The 24946-nt window shown below is 32.4% G+C and carries 26 protein-coding genes and 1 other RNA gene; 10 read left to right on the top strand and 17 right to left on the bottom strand.

What is annotated here, in order from left to right; all coding sequences use genetic code 11:
• Positions 1 to 122: 122 nt before the first annotated feature.
• A complete protein-coding gene (kdsB, locus tag ACHRVL_RS22300; RefSeq protein WP_395415463.1) occupies positions 123 to 857 on the bottom strand; it encodes a 3-deoxy-manno-octulosonate cytidylyltransferase in 735 nt (244 codons plus the stop codon).
• Between the two features lie 129 nt (positions 858 to 986).
• On the opposite strand from kdsB, the gene ACHRVL_RS22295 reads away from it, so the two are divergent.
• Positions 987 to 2321 carry a PQQ-binding-like beta-propeller repeat protein gene (locus ACHRVL_RS22295; protein WP_395415461.1) on the top strand — a complete coding sequence of 445 codons (1335 nt, stop codon included), beginning with the start codon at positions 987 to 989 and terminating at the stop codon, positions 2319 to 2321.
• Positions 2322 to 2515: 194 nt separating this feature from the next.
• Here the strand turns inward: ACHRVL_RS22295 and ygiD are convergent, their stop codons facing one another.
• Positions 2516 to 3346 carry a 4,5-DOPA dioxygenase extradiol gene (gene ygiD / locus ACHRVL_RS22290; protein WP_395415460.1) on the bottom strand — a complete coding sequence of 277 codons (831 nt, stop codon included), beginning with the start codon at positions 3344 to 3346 and terminating at the stop codon, positions 2516 to 2518.
• A 115-nt stretch (positions 3347 to 3461) separates the two neighbouring features.
• On the bottom strand, positions 3462 to 4871 hold the full coding sequence (locus tag ACHRVL_RS22285; RefSeq protein WP_395415459.1) for an ATP-dependent RecD-like DNA helicase: 1410 nt from the start codon (positions 4869 to 4871) through the stop codon (positions 3462 to 3464).
• 329 nt (positions 4872 to 5200) lie between these two features.
• On the opposite strand from ACHRVL_RS22285, the gene ACHRVL_RS22280 reads away from it, so the two are divergent.
• Both ACHRVL_RS22280 and ACHRVL_RS22275 read left to right on the top strand, forming a co-directional pair.
• Complete coding sequence (locus ACHRVL_RS22280) at positions 5201 to 6022, top strand: DUF3822 family protein (protein WP_395415457.1); 822 nt, start codon at positions 5201 to 5203, stop codon at positions 6020 to 6022.
• Entirely contained in the window at positions 6019 to 6624 is a 606-nt protein-coding gene (locus ACHRVL_RS22275; RefSeq protein ID WP_089054381.1) for an RsmD family RNA methyltransferase, read from the top strand. The genes ACHRVL_RS22280 and ACHRVL_RS22275 overlap by 4 nt, the downstream gene beginning before the upstream one ends.
• Positions 6625 to 6719: 95 nt before the next feature.
• Here the strand turns inward: ACHRVL_RS22275 and ACHRVL_RS22270 are convergent, their stop codons facing one another.
• Together ACHRVL_RS22270 and ACHRVL_RS22265 are read right to left on the bottom strand one after the other, a co-directional pair.
• Positions 6720 to 6989, bottom strand: a complete 270-nt coding sequence (locus tag ACHRVL_RS22270; RefSeq protein ID WP_395415455.1) for a hypothetical protein — start codon at positions 6987 to 6989, stop codon at positions 6720 to 6722.
• A 78-nt stretch (positions 6990 to 7067) separates the two neighbouring features.
• Positions 7068 to 7196, bottom strand: coding sequence for a hypothetical protein (locus ACHRVL_RS22265; protein ID WP_395415454.1), 129 nt, complete (start codon positions 7194 to 7196; stop codon positions 7068 to 7070).
• A 134-nt stretch (positions 7197 to 7330) separates the two neighbouring features.
• On the opposite strand from ACHRVL_RS22265, the gene ACHRVL_RS22260 reads away from it, so the two are divergent.
• Together ACHRVL_RS22260 and ACHRVL_RS22255 are read left to right on the top strand one after the other, a co-directional pair.
• Positions 7331 to 8689, top strand: coding sequence for a sensor histidine kinase (locus tag ACHRVL_RS22260; RefSeq protein ID WP_395415452.1), 1359 nt, complete (start codon positions 7331 to 7333; stop codon positions 8687 to 8689).
• Positions 8690 to 8699: 10 nt separating this feature from the next.
• Positions 8700 to 9389, top strand: a complete 690-nt coding sequence (locus ACHRVL_RS22255; protein WP_089054379.1) for a response regulator transcription factor — start codon at positions 8700 to 8702, stop codon at positions 9387 to 9389.
• A gap of 31 nt (positions 9390 to 9420) precedes the next feature.
• Here ACHRVL_RS22255 and ACHRVL_RS22250 read toward each other — a convergent pair whose 3' ends face one another.
• The 4 genes from ACHRVL_RS22250 to rnpB all read right to left on the bottom strand — a co-directional run bounded on the left by ACHRVL_RS22250 (position 9421) and on the right by rnpB (position 12687).
• On the bottom strand, positions 9421 to 9963 hold the full coding sequence (locus ACHRVL_RS22250; RefSeq protein WP_395415450.1) for a hypothetical protein: 543 nt from the start codon (positions 9961 to 9963) through the stop codon (positions 9421 to 9423).
• 90 nt (positions 9964 to 10053) lie between these two features.
• Entirely contained in the window at positions 10054 to 10971 is a 918-nt protein-coding gene (locus tag ACHRVL_RS22245; protein WP_395415448.1) for a ketopantoate reductase family protein, read from the bottom strand.
• Between the two features lie 102 nt (positions 10972 to 11073).
• The gene (locus ACHRVL_RS22240; RefSeq protein WP_395415447.1) at positions 11074 to 12324 is read right to left on the bottom strand and encodes a cation:dicarboxylate symporter family transporter; all 1251 of its coding nucleotides are present in this window, start codon (positions 12322 to 12324) and stop codon (positions 11074 to 11076) included.
• A 32-nt stretch (positions 12325 to 12356) separates the two neighbouring features.
• Positions 12357 to 12687: RNase P RNA component class A (gene rnpB, locus ACHRVL_RS22235), an RNA gene on the bottom strand.
• Positions 12688 to 12811: 124 nt separating this feature from the next.
• Here rnpB and ACHRVL_RS22230 point away from each other — a divergent pair.
• Positions 12812 to 13105: a hypothetical protein gene (locus ACHRVL_RS22230; protein ID WP_089056090.1), complete on the top strand. Its 294-nt coding sequence runs from the start codon at positions 12812 to 12814 to the stop codon at positions 13103 to 13105.
• Between the two features lie 179 nt (positions 13106 to 13284).
• Here the strand turns inward: ACHRVL_RS22230 and ACHRVL_RS22225 are convergent, their stop codons facing one another.
• The gene (locus ACHRVL_RS22225; protein ID WP_395415446.1) at positions 13285 to 13734 is read right to left on the bottom strand and encodes a nuclear transport factor 2 family protein; all 450 of its coding nucleotides are present in this window, start codon (positions 13732 to 13734) and stop codon (positions 13285 to 13287) included.
• A 57-nt stretch (positions 13735 to 13791) separates the two neighbouring features.
• Positions 13792 to 14586: a hypothetical protein gene (locus ACHRVL_RS22220; protein WP_395415445.1), complete on the bottom strand. Its 795-nt coding sequence runs from the start codon at positions 14584 to 14586 to the stop codon at positions 13792 to 13794.
• 108 nt (positions 14587 to 14694) lie between these two features.
• Between ACHRVL_RS22220 and ACHRVL_RS22215 the strand changes: the two genes are divergently transcribed.
• The 3 genes from ACHRVL_RS22215 (at position 14695) to ACHRVL_RS22205 (ending at position 17166) form a co-directional block, all read left to right on the top strand.
• The gene (locus ACHRVL_RS22215; RefSeq protein WP_395415444.1) at positions 14695 to 15351 is read left to right on the top strand and encodes a hypothetical protein; all 657 of its coding nucleotides are present in this window, start codon (positions 14695 to 14697) and stop codon (positions 15349 to 15351) included.
• A 61-nt stretch (positions 15352 to 15412) separates the two neighbouring features.
• Positions 15413 to 16498: a DNA polymerase III subunit gamma/tau gene (gene dnaX, locus ACHRVL_RS22210; protein ID WP_395415443.1), complete on the top strand. Its 1086-nt coding sequence runs from the start codon at positions 15413 to 15415 to the stop codon at positions 16496 to 16498.
• Positions 16499 to 16722: 224 nt separating this feature from the next.
• On the top strand, positions 16723 to 17166 hold the full coding sequence (locus ACHRVL_RS22205) for a DNA polymerase III subunit gamma/tau (protein ID WP_164973727.1): 444 nt from the start codon (positions 16723 to 16725) through the stop codon (positions 17164 to 17166).
• A gap of 73 nt (positions 17167 to 17239) precedes the next feature.
• Here the strand turns inward: ACHRVL_RS22205 and ACHRVL_RS22200 are convergent, their stop codons facing one another.
• The 6 genes from ACHRVL_RS22200 to ACHRVL_RS22175 form a co-directional block, all read right to left on the bottom strand.
• A complete protein-coding gene (locus ACHRVL_RS22200; RefSeq protein ID WP_395415442.1) occupies positions 17240 to 17818 on the bottom strand; it encodes an NAD(P)H-dependent oxidoreductase in 579 nt (192 codons plus the stop codon).
• A 138-nt stretch (positions 17819 to 17956) separates the two neighbouring features.
• Positions 17957 to 18517 (bottom strand): Crp/Fnr family transcriptional regulator, encoded by a 561-nt coding sequence (locus tag ACHRVL_RS22195; protein WP_395415441.1) that lies wholly within the window; start codon positions 18515 to 18517, stop codon positions 17957 to 17959.
• Between the two features lie 22 nt (positions 18518 to 18539).
• Positions 18540 to 19112, bottom strand: a complete 573-nt coding sequence (locus tag ACHRVL_RS22190) for a TMEM175 family protein (protein ID WP_395415440.1) — start codon at positions 19110 to 19112, stop codon at positions 18540 to 18542.
• Positions 19113 to 19251: 139 nt separating this feature from the next.
• Entirely contained in the window at positions 19252 to 20142 is an 891-nt protein-coding gene (locus tag ACHRVL_RS22185; RefSeq protein ID WP_395415439.1) for a Ppx/GppA phosphatase family protein, read from the bottom strand.
• A gap of 33 nt (positions 20143 to 20175) precedes the next feature.
• Positions 20176 to 22257, bottom strand: a complete 2082-nt coding sequence (ppk1, locus tag ACHRVL_RS22180; protein WP_395415438.1) for a polyphosphate kinase 1 — start codon at positions 22255 to 22257, stop codon at positions 20176 to 20178.
• A 5-nt stretch (positions 22258 to 22262) separates the two neighbouring features.
• Positions 22263 to 22748 carry a SixA phosphatase family protein gene (locus ACHRVL_RS22175; protein WP_395415437.1) on the bottom strand — a complete coding sequence of 162 codons (486 nt, stop codon included), beginning with the start codon at positions 22746 to 22748 and terminating at the stop codon, positions 22263 to 22265.
• A 499-nt stretch (positions 22749 to 23247) separates the two neighbouring features.
• Between ACHRVL_RS22175 and ACHRVL_RS22170 the strand changes: the two genes are divergently transcribed.
• On the top strand, positions 23248 to 24946 hold a 1699-nt coding region (locus ACHRVL_RS22170; protein WP_395415436.1), incomplete at its 3' end, for a choice-of-anchor L domain-containing protein.

Raw genomic sequence — 24946 nt, 5'->3', positions numbered from 1 at the left:
ATTTCTCCCTTCGGTCGAAATGACATAAAATGAGAAAAAGCATCTTAAACTAGTAAAATCCGTTTTAAATCCGCGCTTTCGCGAAAGCGAATATGTTCAATCAACGTTCAAACTACGAGTAATTAAATATCACGCAGCATCGCTCTGGCTCTTTCTAAATCTTCTGCTGTATCAATTCCAATTCCAACATGTGTTGTTTCTACCATTTTAATGCGTTTTCCGAATTCTAAATAACGTAATTGCTCCAACTTCTCAGAAGCTTCTAAAGATTTCATAGGAAGACTGTAAAAGTCTAATAACGCTTGCTTTCTAAACGCATAAATTCCAATATGCTGAAAATAACGAACTCCAGCCTCTTTATCTCTTGGGTACGGAATTACTGATCTAGAAAAATATAATGCAAACTGTGATTGATCTACCACCACTTTTACATTATTTGGGTTATTGATTTCATCTTCATCTGTAATTTCACGCATTAACGAAGCCAAATCAATTTTCTTATTTGCATCATTCTTAAATACAGACAAAACCTGCTCTAATGGCGCGGCTTCTGTAAAAGGCTCATCACCTTGTACATTTACAACAATATCGACATCTAGATTGACAACAGCTTCTGCAATTCGGTCACTTCCAGACTCATGTTCTTTGATGCTCATAATTGCTTTTCCGCCGTGAGAAACGATTTCATCAAATATCAAATCAGAATCGGTTACCACAAAAACATCATCAAACAACTTTGTCGAAACCGCAGCTTCATAGGTTCTTAAAATTACTGTTTTACCTCCTAAATCCTGCATAAGTTTTGCAGGAAAACGTGTCGAAGCATATCGTGCCGGAATTACCGCTATTATTTTCATTGTAAATCTTTTTTAAGTAAAACAAATGTAACTATTCAAACCTAAGATAAAAAACATAATTACTGCATATCGTTATAAAACTGACTGCCAGTGTTTTAAAAAATAAAGTATATTTATCAGAAAAAAAATATGAGAAAATCGTCGATTCTGGTTCTGTTTTTATTGAATTTAACTTTTATTAATTCGGCTTTAAGCCAAAAAAATAATGCTGCTCCATTAAATGCATTTGCAAATCACATTTTTGACGGCGATGGTTATCAGCCGTTAACAACTTTAAAATGGAAATTTAAAACCGAAGGTAAAATCTTCTCCTCACCCATTACCAAAAGAGGAATTGTTTATATTGGCAGCGAAGACGGGTTTTTATATGCAATTGAAGAAAAATCTGGAAATCTAAAATGGAAATTCAAAACAGATGGAGCCATTCACAGCTCACCAAGCATTTTTGAAGATGCTGTTTTCTTTGGAAGTTTTGACGGTAATTATTACGCGGTAAATACTAAAACAGGAAAACAAATTTGGAAATTTAAAACGGGAGGAGAACACTGCATGGGAGAAAAAGGCGGCGGAGGAATGAAACCTGAAACGCAATACATGGAGGATTTATGGAGTTTTTACCTATCATCACCAGTCGTATATCAAAATAAAAAAACAGCTCAAGTTATCTTTGGAAGCAGCGACGGAAACATCTATTCGCTTGATACAAAAACTGGAAATGTAAACTGGAAGTTTAAAACTAATGGTCCCGTTCATGGAACTCCTGTTATAGATAAAAACAAAGTTTTTGTTGGCGGATGGGACGCTGTTTTATATGCATTGAATGCAGAAACTGGAAAAGAAATATGGCATTTTGCTACTTCAACCAAAATAGGTTTTAAAGGCATACAATCGTCTGTAACGGTTTCTGAAGGAAAAGTATATTTTGGAGCGCGTGATCCTCACTTTTTTTCGCTTGATGCCGAAACAGGAAAACTAATATGGAAATACGATGCTGAAAATTCCTGGATTCTAAGCACAGCTGTCATTACAAATGGAACTATTTATGTAGGAACTTCTGACACCTATGTTTTATTGGCACTTGACGCAAAAACGGGCGCTGAAAAATACCGATTCAAGACAAATGGTTATGTTTATAACTCACCTGTAATAGCAGGAAATACGATTTATTTTGGCGATTTCACTGGAAATTTCTTCTCTCTGGATTTACTTTCTGACGGAAAAAAATCAAATACTATAAGCACTGATAATCGTAAACAATACGCCAATTCTATTTTGAAAAATGATCTTTTAGATTTTGGATATGCTGGTCAAAACGAAGATCTGTCTTATTACGATAACAACAAAAAAGTAATGGATCAATTTTACAAATTAGGCTCAATCCTTTCTTCTCCTTTTGTAAATAATAACACTATTTATTTTGGAAGTGCTGATGGATATTTATATGCTTATAATTTAGAAAAATAGAAAATTCCATCAATCTACTTACTTTTTAACCTGATCTGAGAAACGCATTTTACCGCAAAGGGCGCAAAGATTTTTATTATGGATTACGTTTATTAAACACAAAGTTCGCGAAGCTTTATCAATATAGCTTTGCGAACTTTGCGTTTTTATAAGCTTTGTACATAAAAACCTTTGCGCCCTTTGCGGTAAAATTTCTACATAATTTTTACTGAGGTCATACTCAATGAACCTGCTAAAAGTTTATCATTGAACAAACTCAGTTCTTCTGATTTTTCTTTTAATCCTAAAGTATACAATAACGGTAAATAATGTTCTGGTGTTGGAACTGCCAATTGAACTGCTTTGTTCATTTTTTCGAAATCTATTAACGGCTGAAAATTACCGTCTAATAAATAACTATTTACCGTTTCTCGAGCTTCAATTGCCCAATCGTAACCGTAATTATCTTTATCAAAATTTCTAAAATCTACCATTCTAAGATTATGCACAATATTGCCGCTCCCAATAATCAAAACCCCTTTACGACGCAGTGATTGTAGTTTTTGCGCCAATTCAAAATGAAATTGACCAGATTTAGTGTAATCAATGCTCAACTGAATTACAGGAACATTTGCTTCTGGATATAAGTGCTTTATTACACTCCAAGCGCCGTGATCCAAACCCCAATGCTCATCTAAATCTACCTGAACGGGGTCTAAGATTCTTTTAGTTTCTAATGCTAATTCAGGACTTCCTTTTGCGGGATATTGTACATCAAATAATGCTTGCGGAAAACCTCCAAAATCATGAATCGTTCTTGGCATTTGCATCGAAGTAACTTTAGTTCCCTTAGTAAACCAGTGCGCCGAAACGCATAAAATAGCATTGGGCTGCGGTAATGTCTTAGCTAAGTTTCGAAAACCTGTAACAAACTGATTTTCTTCAATAGCATTCATAGGACTTCCATGTCCTAAAAACAAAACCGGCATTTTATCTGTATTCGAAAACGTTGACGAAATCGAATGTAAGTCGTTTAGTGTTGTCATTGTAAAATATTATTTTGCCACAGATTAAAAGGATTGAAATGATTTCAAAAAAAACTTTAGCACATCATTTATCACAAAAAAACTGTGAAAATCATTTTAATCTGTGGCTAAAAAATTATTCTTCAAAACTCTCGTCTTTAAATCCTATCAAATATAACTTATTTTTAGCACGTGTCATAGCGGTATAAAGCCATCTTATGTAATCCCGGTCGATGCCATTTGGCAGATAGGGCTGTTCGATAAAAACCGTATTCCATTGCCCACCCTGCGATTTGTGACACGTTATGGCATAGGAAAATTTTACCTGTAAAGCATTAAAATATTCGTTTTCTTTTACTCTTTGAAACCTTTTATACTTAGTCGTTTCATCTTCGTAATCTTTCATCACCTCTTCATACAAACGATTTGATTCCTCGTAAGTCAATGATGGAGATTCACTTTTTATAGTATCCAAAAGCAATACTGTTTCAAAAGGTTTTTGATCTGGATAATCGACCATTCTTATTTTTACCCTTACAAAAGTAAAACCGTACAATTCCTTGATTCCAAACATTTCCAGAACCTCAATAATATCACCATTGGCAATAAAACCAGCTTCATCTGTTTCTTTAAGCCAGAAATAATTATTCTTAACTACCATCAAAAAATCACCTACAGAAAGCTCACTTTCTTTAAACAAAATCCTAGTTCGAATTTGTTCATTATATTGATTTGCTCTTTTATTAGATCGTACAATAAAAGCGGTATCTTCAATACTATAATTACTATAAGCGGTATTAATTGCATCTTGAATATCATAACCATCTGTAAGACGCACGATGTCCTTAAACTTTTTTACGTTGAATCTAAATTCCGTAATAAAACTTTCCTTCAATAACTCGCGTAATTCTGTTGCGTTGAACAAAATTCCCGAGCTTTCTTCTTGACGCATTACCTCATCTAGTTCAATATGCTCAATTTCTTTATCGTAATGAATTCCTAGAGTTTGAATATCTAACGCTGGACTAATATCTAAATTTACCGGTGGCAGCTGTGCTGTATCTCCTAAAAGAATCATTTTACAATTCGTACCAGAATAAACATAATTAATCAAATCATCCAAAAGCGAACCGCTGTCTAAAGTGCTGTCTGAAATCATCGAAGCTTCATCGACTATAAAAATGGTGTTTTTATGTTTATTGACTTGTTTTGTAAAAGCAACTCCTCCGCCCGACGACTTTTTAGGAAAATATATTTTTTTATGAATCGTAAAAGCAGGCGTATTCGAATAATTAGCAATTACTTTTGCCGCACGTCCAGTTGGTGCAAGCAAAACGAACTTTTTATTAATATCGCCAAGATTATTTACAATTGTCGAGATCACCGTTGTTTTTCCAGTTCCCGCATATCCTTTTAATACAAAAATGGTATCATTAACTGGTTCGGTTAAAAAAATAGCTATTTTTTGAAAAAAAATATCCTGTTTGTATGTCGGTGCAAATGGAAATCTTTTTTGTAAAATGCCGTAAAACAATGCTGAATTCATAGAGAAAATTTGAAATACAAAGGTCGCTTTTTTTAATGGCAATGGCAATAATTTGAAACCATATAAGTAATGAAAGTAAACTTAAGATTATGCTCAAAATCTTAACCATTTATTGTTGACATTACTTAAATGATCTTAAAAATTAAAACAAACATACTCTAGGCTTAAATCCTGATCTTGCTTATATGATAAAGAAAACTTAACCTTACTTTAAAATGTTTTTGAAATTGTTTTTTGAAATTGCAATTATAATTGTTCCTTTTTAATTTGTAAGTTTGTAGTCGCCTTAAATTCTTTCTTGTAAAACAGGTAACGAATTGTAAATCAATATGTCATTACAAAACACTAACATTATTTCCAAAAATTATAAAAAACTTTCGATTCAGGTTTCACTGAATGGATTTTCCTTTTGCTGTTTTGATACTTTAAATAATACCATTACTTCGTTTAACGAAGTTCAATTTGATACTACTCAAAAACAAAATAAAATCGAGGACTTGTTTTCAGCTTCATTTAAAAATTATCCTGAATTAAAAGAAACCTACGACGATATTCTAGTCATTCATAACAACAATCTTTCGACTTTTGTACCAACTGCTTTATTTGATGAAAATTATCTAGGCAGTTACTTACAGTACAGTACAAAAGTATTTGAGTCTGATTTTTTTACTTTTGATAAAATCTCAAATTACGAAATGAACTCGGTTTATATACCGTACATAAATATCAATAATTTTCTAATTGATAATGTAGGATCTTTTGAGTACAAACACGTAAATAGTATTCTAGTCGAAAAAATTCTTGAAGGTTCAAGAAATAATGATGAGAAAAAAATGGTGGTAAACTTTAATCCAAATCATTTTGAGATTATCGTAGTTCAAAATCAAAAACTATTATTATTTAACTCTTTTGAATATCAAACTCCAGAAGATTTTATTTATTATTTGCTTTTTACAGCTGAACAAACCAATTTAAATCCGGAGCTTTTTCAACTGGAATTATTGGGTGCCATAACCCAAAACGATCCATTTTATGCGATTGCATACAAATATATTCGTAATGTATCTTTCTTAGACGTGAGTGCATTACAAGAAAAAAACAATTATACAACTGCTCAGAATCAAAAACATTATATCTTATTTCAATCATGAGAATCATTTCAGGAAAATACAAAGGACGCCGCATTTTTCCGCCAAAAAACCTTCCTGTAAGACCTACGACTGATATGAGTAAAGAAGCATTATTTAATGTTTTGAATAATCATTTTAGTTTTGACGGCTTAAAGGTTTTAGATTTATTTTCGGGAACCGGAAATATCAGCTACGAATTTGCATCACGCGGAAGCGCACCAATTACCTCTATTGATGGCGATTTTGGATGCGTTAAATTTATTAAACAAGTTTCATCAGAATATGATTTTGACATTGCGGCTACAAAAAGCGATGTTTTTAAATTTCTGGAGAATTGTAAAACATCATACGACATTATTTTTGCCGATCCTCCTTACGGATTAGATCAAAACACTTTTGAAAAAATTGTTTTAACGGTTTTCGAAAGAGATTTACTTCACGACGATGGTATGATGATTATCGAACATTCTAAATACACAAAACTAGATCACTTAAGTAATTTTTCATTTCAAAAAAGCTACGGAGGTTCGTTCTTTAGTTTCTTCGAATTAAATTCAACAGATGACGATGAGGAATTACCAGGTGATACTCCAATAAAAATTACGGAAGAAGACGAAGGATAGTTTTTCTTTTACAGCACAAAAAACCTTGAAATTTCAAGGTTTTTTCTTTTTAAAGCTGGAATTAGATCCAAGGTAATTATTAAACTGTTTTTTTTTTAAGATGCTGTTTCAGAAACATCAGTTCTAAAACTGTCTTTTTTACTAAACTTTCTTGTAATCAAAATTACAGATCTTCCTTCTGCTTCATATTTTGCAGATGGATTTTGAATAATTTCAATAGTTTTAATATCGGCTGAAGCCAAAGCATTCAAAGCATTCATTCCTGCTTTTTGATTGTCAATATAAATCAACGGATTTCCTTTTCCCACAACCGTAATACTTTCTTTATCTGGGCTCACTAAAACAGTTGGTAATTTCGCCAGCAAATCGACTGTATTTTGAATTGAATTGTAAATAGAATTAGCAACATCAACTTTTATATTTCCGTTCGAGTTTGTAAAAATCTATTTATTCTGATTAACAACAACTTCATTCAATTGATTTGAAATCGAGTCTTTGGGAGTTTCATTTTGTGCATTTGCAATAAACGAAAGAACAAAAAGTAAAAGTGCTAAAAGGAGTTTTAATGGCATACAAAGTTTTTTTGTTTTGAGATGATGCAAAAATGCTTCTAAAAAAGAGCTGCGAAGGTTAATTGAAGGTTAATGCGGAGTTAATGTCTAGAATATCTTGTAAAAGCACTATTTTTGAAATGAATTTTACATTTATGAAACAAAGAATCAATTTATTAATAACACTTTCGGTTGTCGCATTACTTGTTTTGTCGACCGTACAATGTTATTTGGTAAAAACTGCTTACGATTATAAAGTGGCTCAGTTTCATACGCAGATTAAGAATGAAATTGCAGCAATTACAAATAATTACAGCGATATTGACGCCGCTTTAGTTTCTAAAAAAGAAGCGCTTTACAAGAATTTATCGGAACAATATATTAAAGGCAAAAAATCTAAAATTGATATTAAAAAAGGCATTCTAGAAAGCGAGTCTAATGATGCGTTAACGCAAAAAATTCGACAAAAATTCGAAAGAGATTTACCCAATTTCAAAATTGACTTTGCTATTGTTCTAAACAAATTTATTCTTTACAAAAACGCTAAAAAAAGAGATACAGTTTTCTCTGAAAAGCCTTTTATACAAAATAAATTATACGGAAACCTAAATTCGCTGAATAACGCTTTTTTAGTTCGAAATTATGTTAGAACTACAAACGGAATTTTTGAAAATCAAGACTATAAATTACTTACCGAAGATTCAATGTATGTTTCGATTATCGATTGGGAATTGATTATTTTAAAACGAATGACTTTTATTCTTGCTTTGTCATTATTATCAATTCTTACACTCATTTCGCTTTTTGTAATCGCACTTAAAGCTTTAATTAAGCAAAAAAAAGTAAGTGATGTAAAAACAGATTTTATCAATAATATTACACATGAACTTAAAACTCCTTTAGCAACATTGGGCATTTCGACCAAAATTTTAGAGCAGAAAAACATTCGTGACAACGACGAAAATTTCAATTCAATTGTCAATACAATTTCACGTCAGAACAATCGTCTTCAAAGTTTGATTGATCAAGTTATGGCAAATTCTTTGGCCGAAAATGAAATCGAATTGCAAAAGGAAAAAATTGAAACTGAGCATTTCCTGCAGATAATTGTTGATGATTTTAAAATTGCTTTTCCAAAAATCAATCTTAAAACTGATTTTCAAACTCAGAAAACTATTTTAGTTCTAGATAAATTCCATTTAACTACAGCTCTCTTAAATGTTTTAGAAAACGCCGTAAAATATGGCTCGAACACAATTACCGTAAAAACAAAAATCGTAGAAAATCAGTTTTCTATTTGTTTTGAAGATGACGGAATTGGAATTGCAAAAAACAAACAATCACTTCTTTTTGATAAATTTTATCGTGTAGAACAAGGAAATCTTCACAATACAAAAGGTTTGGGTTTAGGATTATATTATGTTGATCAAATCGTAAAAGCGCATCAGGGTTCTGTTAACGTTATTAGCGATTTAGGAAAAGGAACTCAGTTTACTATTTTATTAAAAGTTTAATTATCCTATTTTGAAAAAATTACTTTTGGCTGAAGACGATTTTGACTTTGCAGCAATTTTAAAACAATATTTAGAGCTTCACCAATTTGAAGTAACTTGGGCAGAAAATGGCGAAATAGCTTTAGACCATTTTAAAAACCAAACTTTTGATATTTGTATTTTGGATGTAATGATGCCCAAATTGGACGGATTTTCATTGGCTGAAAAAATGATTACAATCAATCCTGAAACTCCATTTATTTTTCTAACTGCAAGAAAGCTGCAAGAAGACAAAATCATTGGATTAAAACTAGGCGCTGACGACTATATAGCGAAACCTTTTGAAGTCGACGAACTGGTTCTGCGTTTGCAGAACATACTTAAGAGAATCGAGCAAAAGAGAAGTTTAGACGGAAATAATACAATTGTAATAGGTTCGTATATTTTTGATAACGAGCGTTTAACTCTAAATAATAGAAATCACGTTCAGCAGCTCACAGAGAAAGAAGCTTCGCTTATTGAATATTTATATCTGAACCATAATCAGTTATTAAAAAGAGAACAAATTTTAATGTCTGTTTGGAAAAAAGATGATTATTTCTCGGGGCGCAGCATGGATGTTTTTATCAGCAGGCTTAGAAAATATTTTAATTCAGATCCAAAAATCAGCATTGAAAGCGTTCGAAGTATTGGCTTAGAATTTAAAATAGAAAAACCTTGACGAATCAAGGTTTTTCTATTTTAAACGAGTTTTATTTTCCAATTACCCAGCCCAAAGTAAAATTTATAATTGGAACAAATTCTGTATCATATTCATCAAAATTCACTCCTGGTCCAGCATTAAATTCTAGATTAAACCTTCCTTTATAAGTACGCTGCAATCCCCAAAGAGCACCCAGCGTAAACGAAGAAGAAGCCTCTCTGTAATTATCATTTGTAGAAATAGAACCAAAGCTGTAAACTGCATTTGCAGCTAAATAATTTCCTGAATTTCTTGCTGTTCTTTTTCCTTTTCCTGCTCTTTTTTCAAGATTATAATAATGACGAAACTGTTCATTAATAGTAGGATAAATTGCAAAATTAGAATTGCTTGAATTGGCTTGAAAACCTAATCCTAAACTTGCTTCAGAATACAAAGTATTCTTAGAATTAAAACCGTGCTCATAAACAAATCCGGGCAGCAATAAATTTATTTTAAATTGATGTTTTACTACTGCAATTGGTGCATCGTCTTGCGCATTGATCACGTTTATAAAAAGAACAGAAAGTAATAGAAATAGGTAATTTTTCTTCATTGATTGTTTTTAAATTGGTTTGAGCAAAAATAGCATTAAAAACATACTACAACTTAAAAAAACAAATTATTTTCTTACAGATATTATGCGTTATTTAATTAAAACAGCGGCAATCTTTTCATAAAGAGGCGTTTTTACTCCGTATTTCTTTCCTTCGTTTACAACAAATTGTGTGAGCGAAACTGCTTCAGTATTTTTACCTGCAAGTAAATCTCTGTGCATCGATGATGTTGCTTCTTTTGGAGATTTCTCTAACTTTATAATAGTTTGCGCCACAATATCTTCTGGAAGTTTTAAACCTTTTGCCTGCGCCACATCCTCGATTTCATGAAGCAGTTCGATATAAATTACTTTAGATTCTAAATGATGCAGTATTTCGCCAATATTCTGATTTAAATAAGAAGTCACAGAAGCTAATGCCGAAATAAAAATAAACTTCTCCCAAACTGTTTCTTCAATATTTGTAACTAAGTAACTTTCTATTTTTGCTTTTTTGAAGATATTTTGCAGCTCTTCCAATTTTGAAAATGGTGCAGTTTTAGAACCAAAAAATAACTTTTCGTAAAAGCCAATTTTACGAATTGTTCCAGGCGAAAAAATCATTGAAATAATATAAACACAACCTTGTAAAACTTCATTTTCAGGAAATATTCTTTGAATCCTTTCTTGTGCGTCAACGCCATTGTATAAAGGTAAAATTACAGTTTCGTTCTTAACCGATTTTTTCAAAGACATTAAACTTTCTTCAATATCATAGGTTTTAGTTGCACAAATTAAATAGTCTAACTTACCAATTTCGTCAGGATTATTAGAAACTAAACTAGGAAAAACAGTTGTTTCAGCATCATCAGTTACAATTTTTAATCCGTTTTCGGCAATCGCTTTTTGAGTTTCACCGCGCGCAATAAAGATCACTTCAACATCATCAGACTTATAATACGCTTTCGCTAAAAGTCCGCCAAAATAGCCGCCAACGCCGCCAAGTCCTAAAATTCCAATTCTTTTCATAATCTTTTTTTGTCGCTAATTACACCAATTATCACGCATGATTTTGTCATTTCGAGGAACGAGAAATGACAAAGAAAACCGTTTCTCACCCGTGCACGAATATTACTCCTCCAAAATAGGATTCAAATCAAGTTCTGTAAAATCCCTTTCGGTTTTCGAAATTATAATTGTCGCCACCGTGTTTCCAATTAAGTTGGTAATGGCTCTGGCTTCACTCATAAATTTGTCTACTCCTAATAGAAACGCTAAACCTTCAACTGGTATTTTATGAAGTGCTGTTAAAGTAGAAGCTAAAACAATAAATCCGCTTCCCGTAACACCTGCGGCACCTTTTGAAGTAATCATTAAAATACCAATAACGGTAAGAATTTCGAAAAAACTCAAATGCACATCATACAACTGTGCCAAAAATATCACCGACATCGATAAGTAAATTGAGGTTCCGTCGAGGTTAAAAGAATATCCTGTTGGAATCACCAATCCTACAACTGATTTACTGCAGCCCATTCGCTCAAGTTTCACCATAATACTTGGCAAAGCAGCTTCTGAAGATGATGTACCAAGAACCAATAAAAGTTCTTCTTTAATATATTTTAAAATCGAAAGAATACTTATTTTATAATAACGCAGAATGCTGCCTAAAATTAGAAAAACAAACAATGCCATGGTTAAATAAACACAAAGCATTAATTTCCCAAGCGGAATTAAAGTTCCTAATCCAAATTTTCCAATTGTGTATGCCATTCCGCCAAAAGCTCCTATTGGCGCTAGATACATAACATATTTTAAACCAAAGAAAACTACATTTGAAAAACGCTCTAAAACTAAAATGGTTTGTTCTCTCTTTTTATAAAAGTTTAAAGCGATTCCGCATACAATTGCCGCTAGTAAAACCTGAAGCGTAAAATTGGAAAGAAAAAACTCCAGCCACGAAAAATCTTTTGCTGCACCATTTGTATATTGACTTGCATCGCCTAAAGTTAATCCCGATTTATCAATTTTTCCAGGTTTAAAAATATAAGCAACCGCAACACCAATCGCTAAAGCTACAGTAGAAACAACTTCAAAATAAGCTAAGGCTTTCACGCCAATTCGTCCTACTTTCTTTAAATTACCCATTCCAGAAATTCCCAAAACAATCGTCAAGAAAATAATGGGGCCAATAAACAACTTGATAAGACTTATAAATTTCGCACCTAAAATTTCCATTTTCACACCATTTTCAGGTGAAAAATGCCCAAGTAAAATACCCGCAATTATGGCTATTAAAACCCAAAAAGTAAGATTTGTGATTATGGTATTAAAAAGACTTTTTTTTGCCTTTGAAGAAGATTTTGGAGTGGTTATATTCATGAAAGCAAGTTAGTAGAGTTTCACAAATATATAAAAAAAGCAGACCTATAAGCCGGATTCTGTCCTTGATAAATCAAGGCCTTATCATTTATCTAGATTCCGAATTACTTCGGAACTCGAGCTACCTACCCTTCAACAACGAACGAGAAGCCCTTAAATGTTGATATACTTGGTATTTCACCGCATAGAGTTTACCTGGTTTCACTACAGCATTACCTGTACATACTTTCTGCTGCACTTGTCCTAATTCCTCCCGATAGCTATCGGGAGAGACCGACGGGCGTTACCCGCTATGCTTCTCTGTGGTGTCCGGACTTTCCTCCCCTCCGATAAAATCGGAGCGGCGATAAGGCGGTCTGCGCTGCAAAAGTAACGATTTATGAACTAAGAATAATGATTTTAAATTTCCGTTTTTATGAGTTTTATCATAACTTTTTAATTTTAAAATAGTTATCTTTAAAATTCGATAATTTTAAATTCAAATATTATGATTAGGATGTATCACTACGCAACTGTTTCAAAAGCTTTAGATCAATTGCATGAAAAAGGGTTTACGTGCGATTTTAATCTCAACTCAGACATTCTTAAAAAAAATCCTGAGAAATTTGAAATTGTACATGTGTATCGATACGAAGGGGAATCAGACCCAGGCGATGAGGCAGTTGTATACGGAATTAAGTCCAGTAATGGCAAAAAAGGTGTTTTTGTAGCAGGTTTTTCTGCCGATGCAGATCAGGAAACTGCCAAACTTTTATTTGATTTAAGTATTAAAGGAAGGTAATTTTCAGGACTCAATCCTGTTATAACTTTTCATTTCATTAAAGTAATCACAATCTATGTCATCTTGAAGAATTAAGAAATTTTCATTAGCAGCTCGCCGAAAAATTGATTATTTACATTGCTGAGTTTCTTGCGAAAATTATTCGTTCCTCGAGATGACATAAAAAAGAAGGTAATTGTTTATTCATGCTGAGTTACATCATTATACTGCCAAAGTACATTTATAATTTTCCATTCGCCATTTGTTTTTACAATGTGCATATAATCTATCCATGCATCAGCCAATAATTTTACCGACGCTGTTTTTGCAGAAACATCTAACAATTTGATTTCTTTTCTTGGATTTTTTGGGAACTTATCGCCTTTTACATTGTAAGTTTCTGCCAGTATAACCATGTTTTCAGCAAAAAACTCCGAGATATAATCTTTCTGTGCCGCTTTATTTCTAAAAACTGATCTTTTTACCATTCTAGGATGCAAGGCACTTTCCATCAATTTTGGATTTGGAGTATGCTGTGCTTCAATGTAAGCCAAAGCAACTCGTTTAATCTCTAACGAATCTTGTTTAGTTTGTGCTTGAATTTTAAAAGAACTAATTATAATTACTATAAGTATTAAATATTTTTTCATGCAAAATGGGATTAGGATTTATTATTTAAAACGTTCTAAAATTGTTATCAATAGAAATTAACTTCCAAGTTTTCCATAACGTTGTTGTTCAGAAAAATACAGAATTACTTTCTTTCCGTTTTTTTCGTATGGATAAAATAATTCATAATAACCATTATGCGAACTGTAACGCAATTCGTTGCTTCCTTTCTCAAAAACACTTTTCAAATAATCTCTCTCTTCTTTTGTAGTTTTATAAATAAACCGCTGTTTTTGTGGATGAATAGTGTCTTTCAAATTTCCTTCATAATAATCACTAAAGCCCAAATAAACCTGAGAGCCTTTAACTGAATCTTTTACAATCACAGTAACATTGGGAAAATTTTTATCTGTCTTAGACAAAATATCCAAAATATCAGCAGTCTCTTTTATATAGCTTTCAGAAAAACTATAATTTACTAATTTATCGCTATTTGCTTTATTAATTGCAATAATTGATTCAGCCGATTTAATCAATCGCTCTTCTTTTTTAGCCGAGGTTAAATAATCTCCGCCAAATAAAATGACAGCAATAAGAGGAAAAATCAAAATCAAAGTCAAAAACCGCAATCTATTTGATTTATTATTTACTGCATCTAGATTATGTTTTTCAGCAATTCTAGTCAAATTGAACATTAAATTGATAATCAGAGACCCTACCATCAAAGCAAGAATTCCTAAAATGCTTAGATAAAATGTTTCAGTCATATTCTCTTTAAACACTTTTAAACCAAAAACCTGAATGGTTATAAAAGTAAATACCCAATACACTAATAAGAGTATAGACGTAATCCCGATAATGTTGCTTAATCTAACTATTTGTTTTGCGTTCATGAATTATCAAATTAATATTTTTGTTAATTGGTCATTTTAGTTTTGGATTAAAAATAGTACATTTTTTATTACAAAAAATTAATTATTATTGTATTCAAAATCAACTTTATGAAGTTTAGATACATTTTTGTTTTTGCATTCTTTTTTATTTGCACCAATTCTTTTTCATGTGATTGTAAGCCAATTGACCGAGAAAATATGATAGAAATAGGATTAAAGTATGAAATTGTGTTTTATGGAGAAGTTACAAAAGTAGATTCAATAAACAGAATATATACTTTTAGAATCATAGAACTCTTTAAAGGAAAATACAATTCTCTATTCATTACGCAAAAGTATTCTGGTAATTGTTCTATTATTCCATCTCTAAAACAACTTTGGATTGTTTATGCCAATTTTAATGACGATAAAACTATCGAAGTGAGTAGTTGTTCTCCAAGTACTGGATTTAAACCCTATGGGAGTGACTCCATGCCATCTCCACCAGAAATCGAAATGTCACAAAAGACAGATAATCAAATAAAATCATTGTCTTTTTATGTCTGGGATCTGAAATTTGAAAATCGAAATTTACAAGATTGGATTTATCAAATAGAGAAATTAAGAGTATATAAAAAATCTCAAAAAGAAATTTCTGATAAAGAAAAAAACGAGGCTAAACTTGAAACATGCAACAGATACATCATCATATCTTTGATAGTCAACATCGTATTATTTCTAAGTTTGATCTTTGTAATTTTAAAGAAAAAGAATTTCGTCAAATAAGCAAAATCGACTTTAAACAACGAAACAAAAGTCATATATTTGCTATCGAATAAAAAAGAATATGGAACAATTTGTAGTATCGGCTCGTAAGTATCGCCCGCAGACCTTTAAGGATGTTGTGGGACAAAAAGCCATTACAAACACTTTGTTGAATGCTATTGACAGCAATCACCTTGCTTCTGCTCTTTTATTCACAGGACCGCGTGGAGTTGGAAAAACTACTTGCGCACGTATTTTGGCTCGAAAAATAAATCAGCCTGGATATGACGATCCTAATGAAGATTTTGCATTTAACGTTTTTGAGTTAGATGCCGCTTCAAACAACTCGGTTGATGATATTCGTAATCTTATTGATCAGGTCCGAATTCCACCGCAAACCGGGCAATATAAAGTTTATATTATTGACGAGGTGCATATGTTGTCTTCGGCTGCTTTTAATGCTTTTTTGAAAACATTAGAAGAACCGCCAAAACATGCTATTTTTATTTTAGCTACAACAGAAAAGCACAAAATCATCCCAACGATTTTATCTCGTTGCCAGATATTTGATTTTAAAAGAATAACGGTAAAAGATGCTAAAGAACATTTAGCAGATGTTGCTCAAAGTCAAGGAATCAATTTTGAAGATGATGCTTTGCACATTATTGCTCAAAAGGCTGATGGCGCAATGCGTGACGCTTTATCTATTTTTGACCGTGTGGTTTCGTATTGCGGAACTAACTTAACTCGTCAAGCTGTAACCGAAAATCTAAACGTTTTAGATTACGAAACGTATATTTCAATCACAGATTTGATTCTGGAAAACAAAATTCCAGATCTCTTAATAGCTTACAACGATATTCTATCAAAAGGTTTTGACGGGCATCATTTTATTGCTGGATTAGCGTCTCATTTTAGAGACTTGTTAGTCAGTAAAACTCCTGCAACTATTTCTTTATTAGAAGTTGGAGAACAAGCGCAGCAAATGTATGGTGTTCAATCTCAAAAATGCTCTCAAGAATTTTTATTAAAAGGAATTGATATTGCAAATGACTGCGATTTAAAATATAAACTGAGTCAAAATCAACGCCTTTTAGTTGAATTATGCTTGATGCAGTTAGCCTCTATCAACTTTGATGGAGAAAAAAAAAAGTTGAGCAATACATAATACCACCTACATATTATAAAAACGGGAGTTTTTCTATTGTTGAAGTTCAAAGTCCAAAATCGAAAGTTGAAAGTCAAAATGAACCTTTAAAAACAGAAGAAAAAGTCAATACTAATTCTGTTGTTAGTAATACTGCTGCTCTAGAAACGCCAAAAGTTCAAACTCCGAAAATTGAAACTCCAAGAAATGAAACTGGAGCCGAACCAAAAGTTTCTGCCTTCTCTTTGGCTAGTATTCGCAAGAAAAAAGAATTAGAGCAAAGTGGTAAAACTTACGTTAAACCCACATCTATTCTACCTATTGAAGACTTTACTGAAACTGAAATGCTTGTGCAATGGAATAAATATGCAGAGCGTTTAGGTCAAAAAGGCTTGAAGATTATGGAGTCGATCTTATTAATCAACGATCCTGTTTTAAATGGAACCAACATCACTTACGAACTTCCAAACGAAGGTTCTAAGCTAGAATTCGAAAGCCAAATGAATGCGCTTTTAGGACATTTAAGAGGTCACCTGCACAATCACGATATCACAATTGAAGTAATTGTAAATGAAAAACTGGAAACTAAAAGAAGTTTTAACGATCAAGATAAATACAATCGTTTGCATGAAATAAACCCAAACATAGAGCTTTTACGTTCTACATTTGGATTGGATTTACCTGGATAATTTTATATTCTTTTCGTTGCGAATTTGTACAAAATTGTTTTTTCAAAAAAAACAGTAACTAACTTCTACAGCATTATTTATTTAGAAGTCCTAAATTATAAACTTTTTCGAGCCATTTTTTTCTTTGACTTTCCTTTGCTGTTTTTATGATTCCAATGTAACTTACCTTTACTGGTTTTACTCCGCAGAATTCTAAAGTTGATTTCTTTAATTGATTGACGCTTGGTCTTCCAAAAAATAACCTATAATACCACCCGGGCTGATCTAAAGTTGTAATAATATGAGCTGTTTTTCCTTTTAATAATTTATCCCACCAAACTGAATTTTCTCTGTACTGAAATGCCATTCCAGGTAAAAATAATCGATCGATAAATCCTTTTGTAATTGCAGGAAGTCCACCCCACCAAACTGGATGTATCCAAACTAAATGATCGGCTCTTTTGATTTTTTCCCACGATTCTACTAAATCTGGCTCTAGTTCGGTTCGTTTTTGATACCCGAATTTTAAATTTGGACTAAAATTCAGAGCTGCAATTGTAATTGTTTCCACAACTGCCCCAGAAGCCGATGCTCCTTTCTCATATTCCGCAGCAATAGCAAAATTAAAACTCTCCGGATTTGGATGTCCATTTATAATCAGTATTTTTTTCATGCTTTTCTTTTTTCAAAAATACTTTTTGCCCGTTTTCTTTTACTAGACAAATGTCCTAAAAAAGACTAAATGTAAATTTAAATTCAAGCTGATTATTTATACTTTGATAAAGAACCTCGTAGGACTTCTTAAAAACAATTAAAAGACTGCTTTTCTAATTCGGCTTAAATGTCTAGGTGTAACTCCTAAATAGGATGCTAAATATTGTAACGGAATCAACTGAAGGTATTTTTGATGATTCCTAAAAAGCGCTTCATAACGTTCTGCGCCAGATAATTTTTGAAAATCTACCATTCGTTTTTGAAGATTTACAAACTCCATTTCAGTCAATTTCCTTCCTATTTCCTGCCAGTTATAACTTGATCTATAGAGCTCTTCTAATGCATTTCTATCTAAAACCTGCAATTCTGTATCGACCAATGCTTGAATATTTTCTTCGGCTTTTTGTTGTGTTATGAAGCTGGCAAATGACGCCATAAAATCGTTTTCAAAAGCAAAACAATTGGTAATTTCATCGCCTTTATGATTCATAAAAAAGGAACGAAGAATTCCTTTTTTTATAAATACTATTTCATCACAAACCTGATTTTCTTCCAGTAAAAAATCCCCTTTTTTAAGCTTTCTAAAAGTGATTAAATCATCTAAATGAGATAACTCTTCATTAGATAATTTCTGAATTGATTGAAAAACAGTTTTCATTTATACTATTAAAGTTACTCTTTTAAGAAAAAACTCTTTCAATTCTTTTATCTGGAATAAGCCATAACATAGCAACTATAAAATAAGCGGCTCCAGAAATAAAAACATTATAAAACGAAGCTGCGATACCAATAACATACAAAACTGCTGAAGCTTTTCCTTTCAAATCTCTTCCCAAAGCTTTGGCTAAAGCTGAATTTTTTCCCTCAACATCAAGAACAGTTTTTTGAAGGATCACATAAGAGATTGCGCAAAGCAGTAGAATAATACCATACAAAGCCATTGCCGCTTTTTCAAAATTATGTTCTCCCATCCAGCCTGTTGAAACTGGAATTAAAGAAAGCCAAAATAATAAATGCAGATTGCTCCAAAGAATTTTTCCGTTTACTTTTGATAAACCATGAAGTAAATAGTGATGATTATTCCAGTAAATTCCAACGTAAATAAAACTCAAAATATAGCTTAGAAACTTTGGAATAAGTGGTTTCAAGTCTGCAAACTCATGGCCTTGAGGTACTTTAATTTCTAAAATCATAATAGTGATAATAATTGCTAAAACACCATCACTAAAGGCTTCGAGTCTAGTCTTGTTCATTTAAATAAGTTTAAAATAATCTAAGTATCTTTTAAAAAGTCTGCCACGAATTACACAAATTTACACGAATTACATTTTACAATGTAAATAAAAAAACTCGTGCAAATTTGAATAACTTGTGACGAAAAAATAATTCTATTTATATTTTACCGTAGTACATCGCTTTTACGATACCATCCGAAAGTCCAATTTTAGGAACGTATATCTGACGTGCTCCACTCCATTTCATCGCATTAAGATAAATTCTTGTTGCATGAATAATTACGTCGGCACGATCTGAATTTAATCCTAATTCGGCTATTCGTTGTTCGTAAGTAAGCGAATTTAAAAACGCATATTGCGAATTTATGTAGATATATGAAAGCGGTTTTTCTTGCTGTTTGCCAGACATTTTAAACAACTTATTGATGTTTCCGCCGGAACCTATAAGGGTTACTTCATCATAATCTGCGGTATTGCTTTTAATCCATTTTTCAATTTCATCCCAAACTACATCGTGCACCATATTATTTAATAAACGAACGGTTCCCGCTTTAAAAGATCTGGAATTAATCAATTTCCCGTCAGAGAATAAAGTAAACTCGGTGCTCCCGCCTCCAACATCAACAAACAAATAGGTTTCATCTGTTTTTAATAAATGATGCAAATCTGTTGAAGCTATAATAGCAGCTTCTTTTTTACCATCAATAATCTCGATTTTAATGTCGGCTTTTTTCTTAATTAGAGCTACAACTTCTTTTGCATTGTATGCCTCTCGCATTGCCGAAGTTGCAAACGCCATATAGCGCTCTACTTTATGTACTTTCATCAAAAGATTGAATGCTTTCATCGCATCAACCATTCGATCGATATTTTCTTCTGAAATCTCACCTACTGTAAAGGCATCTTGTCCCAAACGAATTGGCACACGAACAAGTGAACTTTTGTTAAACTGCGGTTCTTTGCCATCTTGCTCTACAACATTCGATATCAGAAGCCTCATGGCATTTGATCCAATATCTATTGCTGCAAATTTCCTTATATTAATCATGCTCACTTTATGATTTGAAATTGTTTTCTATTATTATTGATTTATTTTCTGCGGAACTTCTTCGAACTTTTTAATTTTATTCTGATAATACTTATAAGTTTCAAATTGCGCTCTAAACGATGCATGATGATTTCGAGGTTTATACTTATTGTCTAATTTATAAGAATGGTATCTTACTTTAACGTTTCCTTTCCAAGCAATATTAAAGTTATCGATTAATTCTTTTTTAATTTCAAGATCATAGATTGGGCAGGTAACTTCAACTCTTCCATCAAGATTACGTGTCATAAAATCAGCCGAAGAAATATAAACTTCATTAAGACCTGCGTTTCCAAAAATATAAACTCTAGAGTGTTCTAGGTAATTATCGACAATACTAATAGCTTCAATGTTTTCGCTCATTCCTGGAATTCCTGGAATCAGAGAACAAATTCCTCTTACTTGCAGCTGAATTTTTACGCCTGCATTACTTGCTTCGTATAATTTATCGATCATTTTAAAATCAGACAAACTATTCATTTTTAACTTAATATGTGTTTTTCTGCCCGCTAAAGCGTGAAGAATTTCGCGATCTATAAGTTTCACAAATTTTGACCTTGTATAATGCGGCGATACTATTAAATGTTTGTATCTGTGTACTCTATAATTTATATCGAAAAATTCGAATATCTTGGTAATATCTTTCAGAATACCTTGATTACAAGTAAACAAAGTAACATCTGTATAAATTTTTGCCGTCGCTTCGTTAAAATTTCCTGTAGAAATAAATCCGTAACGGCGTGTTTTTCCTTCTTCGAGTCTTTCTATAACACATATTTTACTGTGTACTTTAAGACCTTTAATTCCAAAAATAAGCTCAATTCCTTCGGTCTGCATTTGCTCTGCATACGAAATATTACTTGCTTCATCAAAACGTGCTTGAAGTTCAATTTGAACCACTACTTTTTTTCCGTTTTTTGCAGCATTAATTAAAGAACTTATAATCTGTGAATTTTTAGCTAAACGATATAAAGTAATCTTAATACTGCTTACTTTTGGGTCTAAAGCTGCTTCACGCAAAAACTTGGTTAAATATGAAAATGACTGATAAGGAGCATGTAATAAATAGTCTTTTTTACTAATTTTTTCTAATATGCTTCCGCCAAGGCTTAAACCTGGAATTGGCAGAGGCTCGTTTGGTTTGTACAACAAATCGTAGCGCCCTAAATTAGGAAAACTCATATAATCACGTCGATTATGATATCTTCCGCCGGGAATTATACTATCTGTTTCAACAATTTTCATCTTATCTAAAAAGAACTGCAGCGTATCATCTTCAATTAAATTATCATAGATAAAACGAACTGGCTCACCAATTCGGCGGTCTTTTACAGATGTTGCGATTTTTTCAAGCATACTTTTACTCAAATCGCTGTCGATATCTAACTGTGCATCACGAGTAATCTTGATCATGTGTGCTGAAACACTTTTATAATCAAAGATGTTAAAGATGTTTTTAAGGTTGTAACGAATAACATCGTCAATTAAAATTACATATTGTTTTTCATCTTCAGACGGAAGAACAACGAATCTGTTTATCGTTTTTGGAATTTCTATAACAGCGTAACGTACTTCATTGTTTGTCATTTCTAAACGAACGGCTAAATATCCTAAAGTGTCTTTTAAAACAGGAAATTCTGCCAAATCATTCAAAATAATAGTTACCAATTCTGGACTTAATTTTTGCATAAAAAAGTCTTTCAGAAAACTTTCCTGATTTTTGGTAATTTGATCTTCGTTTATAATAAAAATATTTTCCGTTTCAAGTTCAGCTTCAATATTTCCGAGAATACGTAAGCTTTCTGATTGCTGCTGAATTACAATTTCGGTAATATCCTTAATTAATTGATGTGCCGAAACTCCGCCTAAGTATTTTTCGCCAGAAATTCCAGAGAGACTTAATCTTCTAATTGCGGCATAACGAACTCTAAAAAATTCATCTAAATTGTTTGAAAAAATTCCAACAAAACGCAGTCTGTCTAAAAGCGGAACCGTATTATCACCCGCTTCCTGAAGTACTCTTGCGTTAAACGCTAACCAGCTTTTTTCTCTATCGATATATTTTTGTTCGTACACTATATTTATTTTAAATCTTTGGGGAAAATTGTTTTATGGGTTTTGCCTTTATTTATAGTATCCCAGCTTTCTGAATCAAACTGTAAAGATACAAAGCCTGAGGTTGGAACATTTTCTATAAAAACATCCCCAAATTTATTAACAAAATTTGTAATAGCCTCGTTATGTCCAAAAAGAATAACGCTTTCAAAACTATTATCACATGATTTAATAACCTTTTCGAGTTGTTTATCATCAAAAGTATAAAGGTCGTCTTTATAAACAATACTTTCTATAGGATATGAAATGTTTTGTGCAAAAATTAATGCCGTTTCCGAAGCTCGTGCCGCAGTACTGCTCCAAATAATATATGTTTTTGGAAGATATTTCGAAATAGTAACAGAAACATCATGCGCATCTATAATTCCTCTCTTCATCAGTGGCCGATCAAAATCTTTTAGAGGAGCTTCCCAACTTGACTTTGCATGACGTATTAAAATTAAATTTTTCATAATCAGAAGTTTTGAAACCTCAAAAAGAGGTCATTATTTTTTTTAAGTTCTAATTTACAAAAGATATTTTAAACCTTCTCAATTTTTTATTCTTGTTAACATTTTAAGTAAATTTTAACAAGAATAATTGATCTTCATAACTTTCAAAACTCACAAAAGCATCTTTAGAATTTTATCTTAAAAAATGTACTTCACCTATTAAACAATACAGTTCGTCGATATTTTACAAATCAGTAAAATTTTAACTAAATAACTGACTATTAATCATTTACACAACGTCTAAAAAATGATTTTAAGTCAAAAAGAGAAAAAATCTCACTATTAAATTTACCAGTATTTGGCAAAAAATATATTTTTTTAATGCCTTTTTTGATAAAAAAAGAGCACTTAAACGAGTTTTTAGGTTAGTTACAGAGAAAAAAAAACAAATCCAAAAACTCTACTATAATTTTGATTGTGTTAACATTTTACAAAAACCACAAAAACAAAATCCTAATATATGAGAACTAAATCTACTCTACAAAAAGTGGGAAAATTGATTGAATGTTGTAAGTATATTTTCCCCTTTCAAAAAAGAACTCAGAACGGAGATGTTCCTAAAATTAATTTAAAATCTATTTTTATAATGATTTTAGGTATCGTGTTCTATTCTTCGACTGTCTCCGCACAGGAACTTCCAGTGCGAATTGGGAATACCCTGTCTACAAACAAGTCCGCATCAAAAACCACTGCAAAAACTGCTGCCGTCAGCGCATTAGCCGCAGCTGGTTCAATAGATGTTGCCAATGCAGCAGCAGGTTACAACGGTTACAATGCCGATCAACTAGTTCGAAATGTTTTAACGTCTGGTTGCTTAACCATTAGTAATGTTCGTTTTGGTTATTATGAAAAGAGCGGAAGCAACTGGAACTGGAATAACCATTCTTGGTCATCTACAGCTGGAAATCGACAATTAGGATATTATAGTAAAGCAACCTCGACATTTCCTATTGATGAAGGTATTCTTTTATCGACAGGAAAAATAAGCTCCGCAATGGGTCCTAATAACTATTCCAACAAAACGGATGAAATGGTAGATAACGCCAGCGATCCCGATTTGACAACAATCTCTGGTAAAACAATGCATGATGCCGCAATATTAGAATTTAACTTTATTCCTGATGGAAATCTAGTTGAATTCAAATTTGTTTTTGCATCAGAAGAGTATCTGGAATATGTTCATACTGCTTATAATGATGCCTTTGGTTTTTTCTTAAGTGGATTTGGAATAACTGGTCCTTATACCAACAATGCCATAAATCTTGCACAGCTCCCAAATGGTGACGCAGTAACAATTAATAATATACACTCTGCAGGATCAAATGAAGACGGCAATTCTTTTCCAGATCATAATGTCGCTTATTATGTAAACAACCCATCAGGTTCTGCCACTATGGAATTTGATGGATCAACAGTAGTTTTAACTGCCACGTATGCCGTTACACCAGGAAAAAACTACAAAATAAAAATGGCAATTGCTGATGCCTCTGACCAAAAATGGGACGCGGGTGTATTTTTAAAAGCAAAAAGTTTTGCAACAAATACATTAGTTATTACCAATCCTTCACCAGTTTGCGTTAACGGAACTGCTAATCTTACCTTGCCGGCAATTACTGCAGGAAGTACTGCTGGTTTGACTTATACGTATTGGACAGACTCTGCTGCAACTATTCCTTATAACACACCAACAGCAGCTCCCGTAGGAACTTATTATATCAAAGGAACTAATACCCAATCAGGATGTTCTGACATTAAACCTGTGGTTGTCAGTCAAACCAATATCGTTATTACTGAAACTACAGCATCTCACGTCGATGTTAAATGTAAAGGAGCTGCGACTGGAGCTGCGACTGTAACAGCTTCTGGCGGAACAGGTTCTTATACTTATTCTTGGAACACAATACCTGTTCAAACTAGTGCAACAGCAACAAACCTAGCTGCAGGTACCTATACCGTAACTGTAACCGATTCAAAAGGATGCAGTAATACTAAACAAATAACTATTGTACAACCAACTCAAGGTATTACTATCACAGTGTCTTCTAAAACGGATGTAAAATGTTTCGGACAATTAACTGGAGCCATTGATCTGACTGTAGCAGGAGGAACTGGAGCTTATACTTATTCTTGGAAAAAAGGAGGAATTGCTATTGCTAATA

The organism is Flavobacterium sp. FlaQc-28 (assembly GCF_044007415.1).
GTDB lineage: Bacteria > Bacteroidota > Bacteroidia > Flavobacteriales > Flavobacteriaceae > Flavobacterium.
Note: the sequence above shows the minus strand (reverse complement) of the source record. Positions and strands in the feature narration are given on the sequence as shown.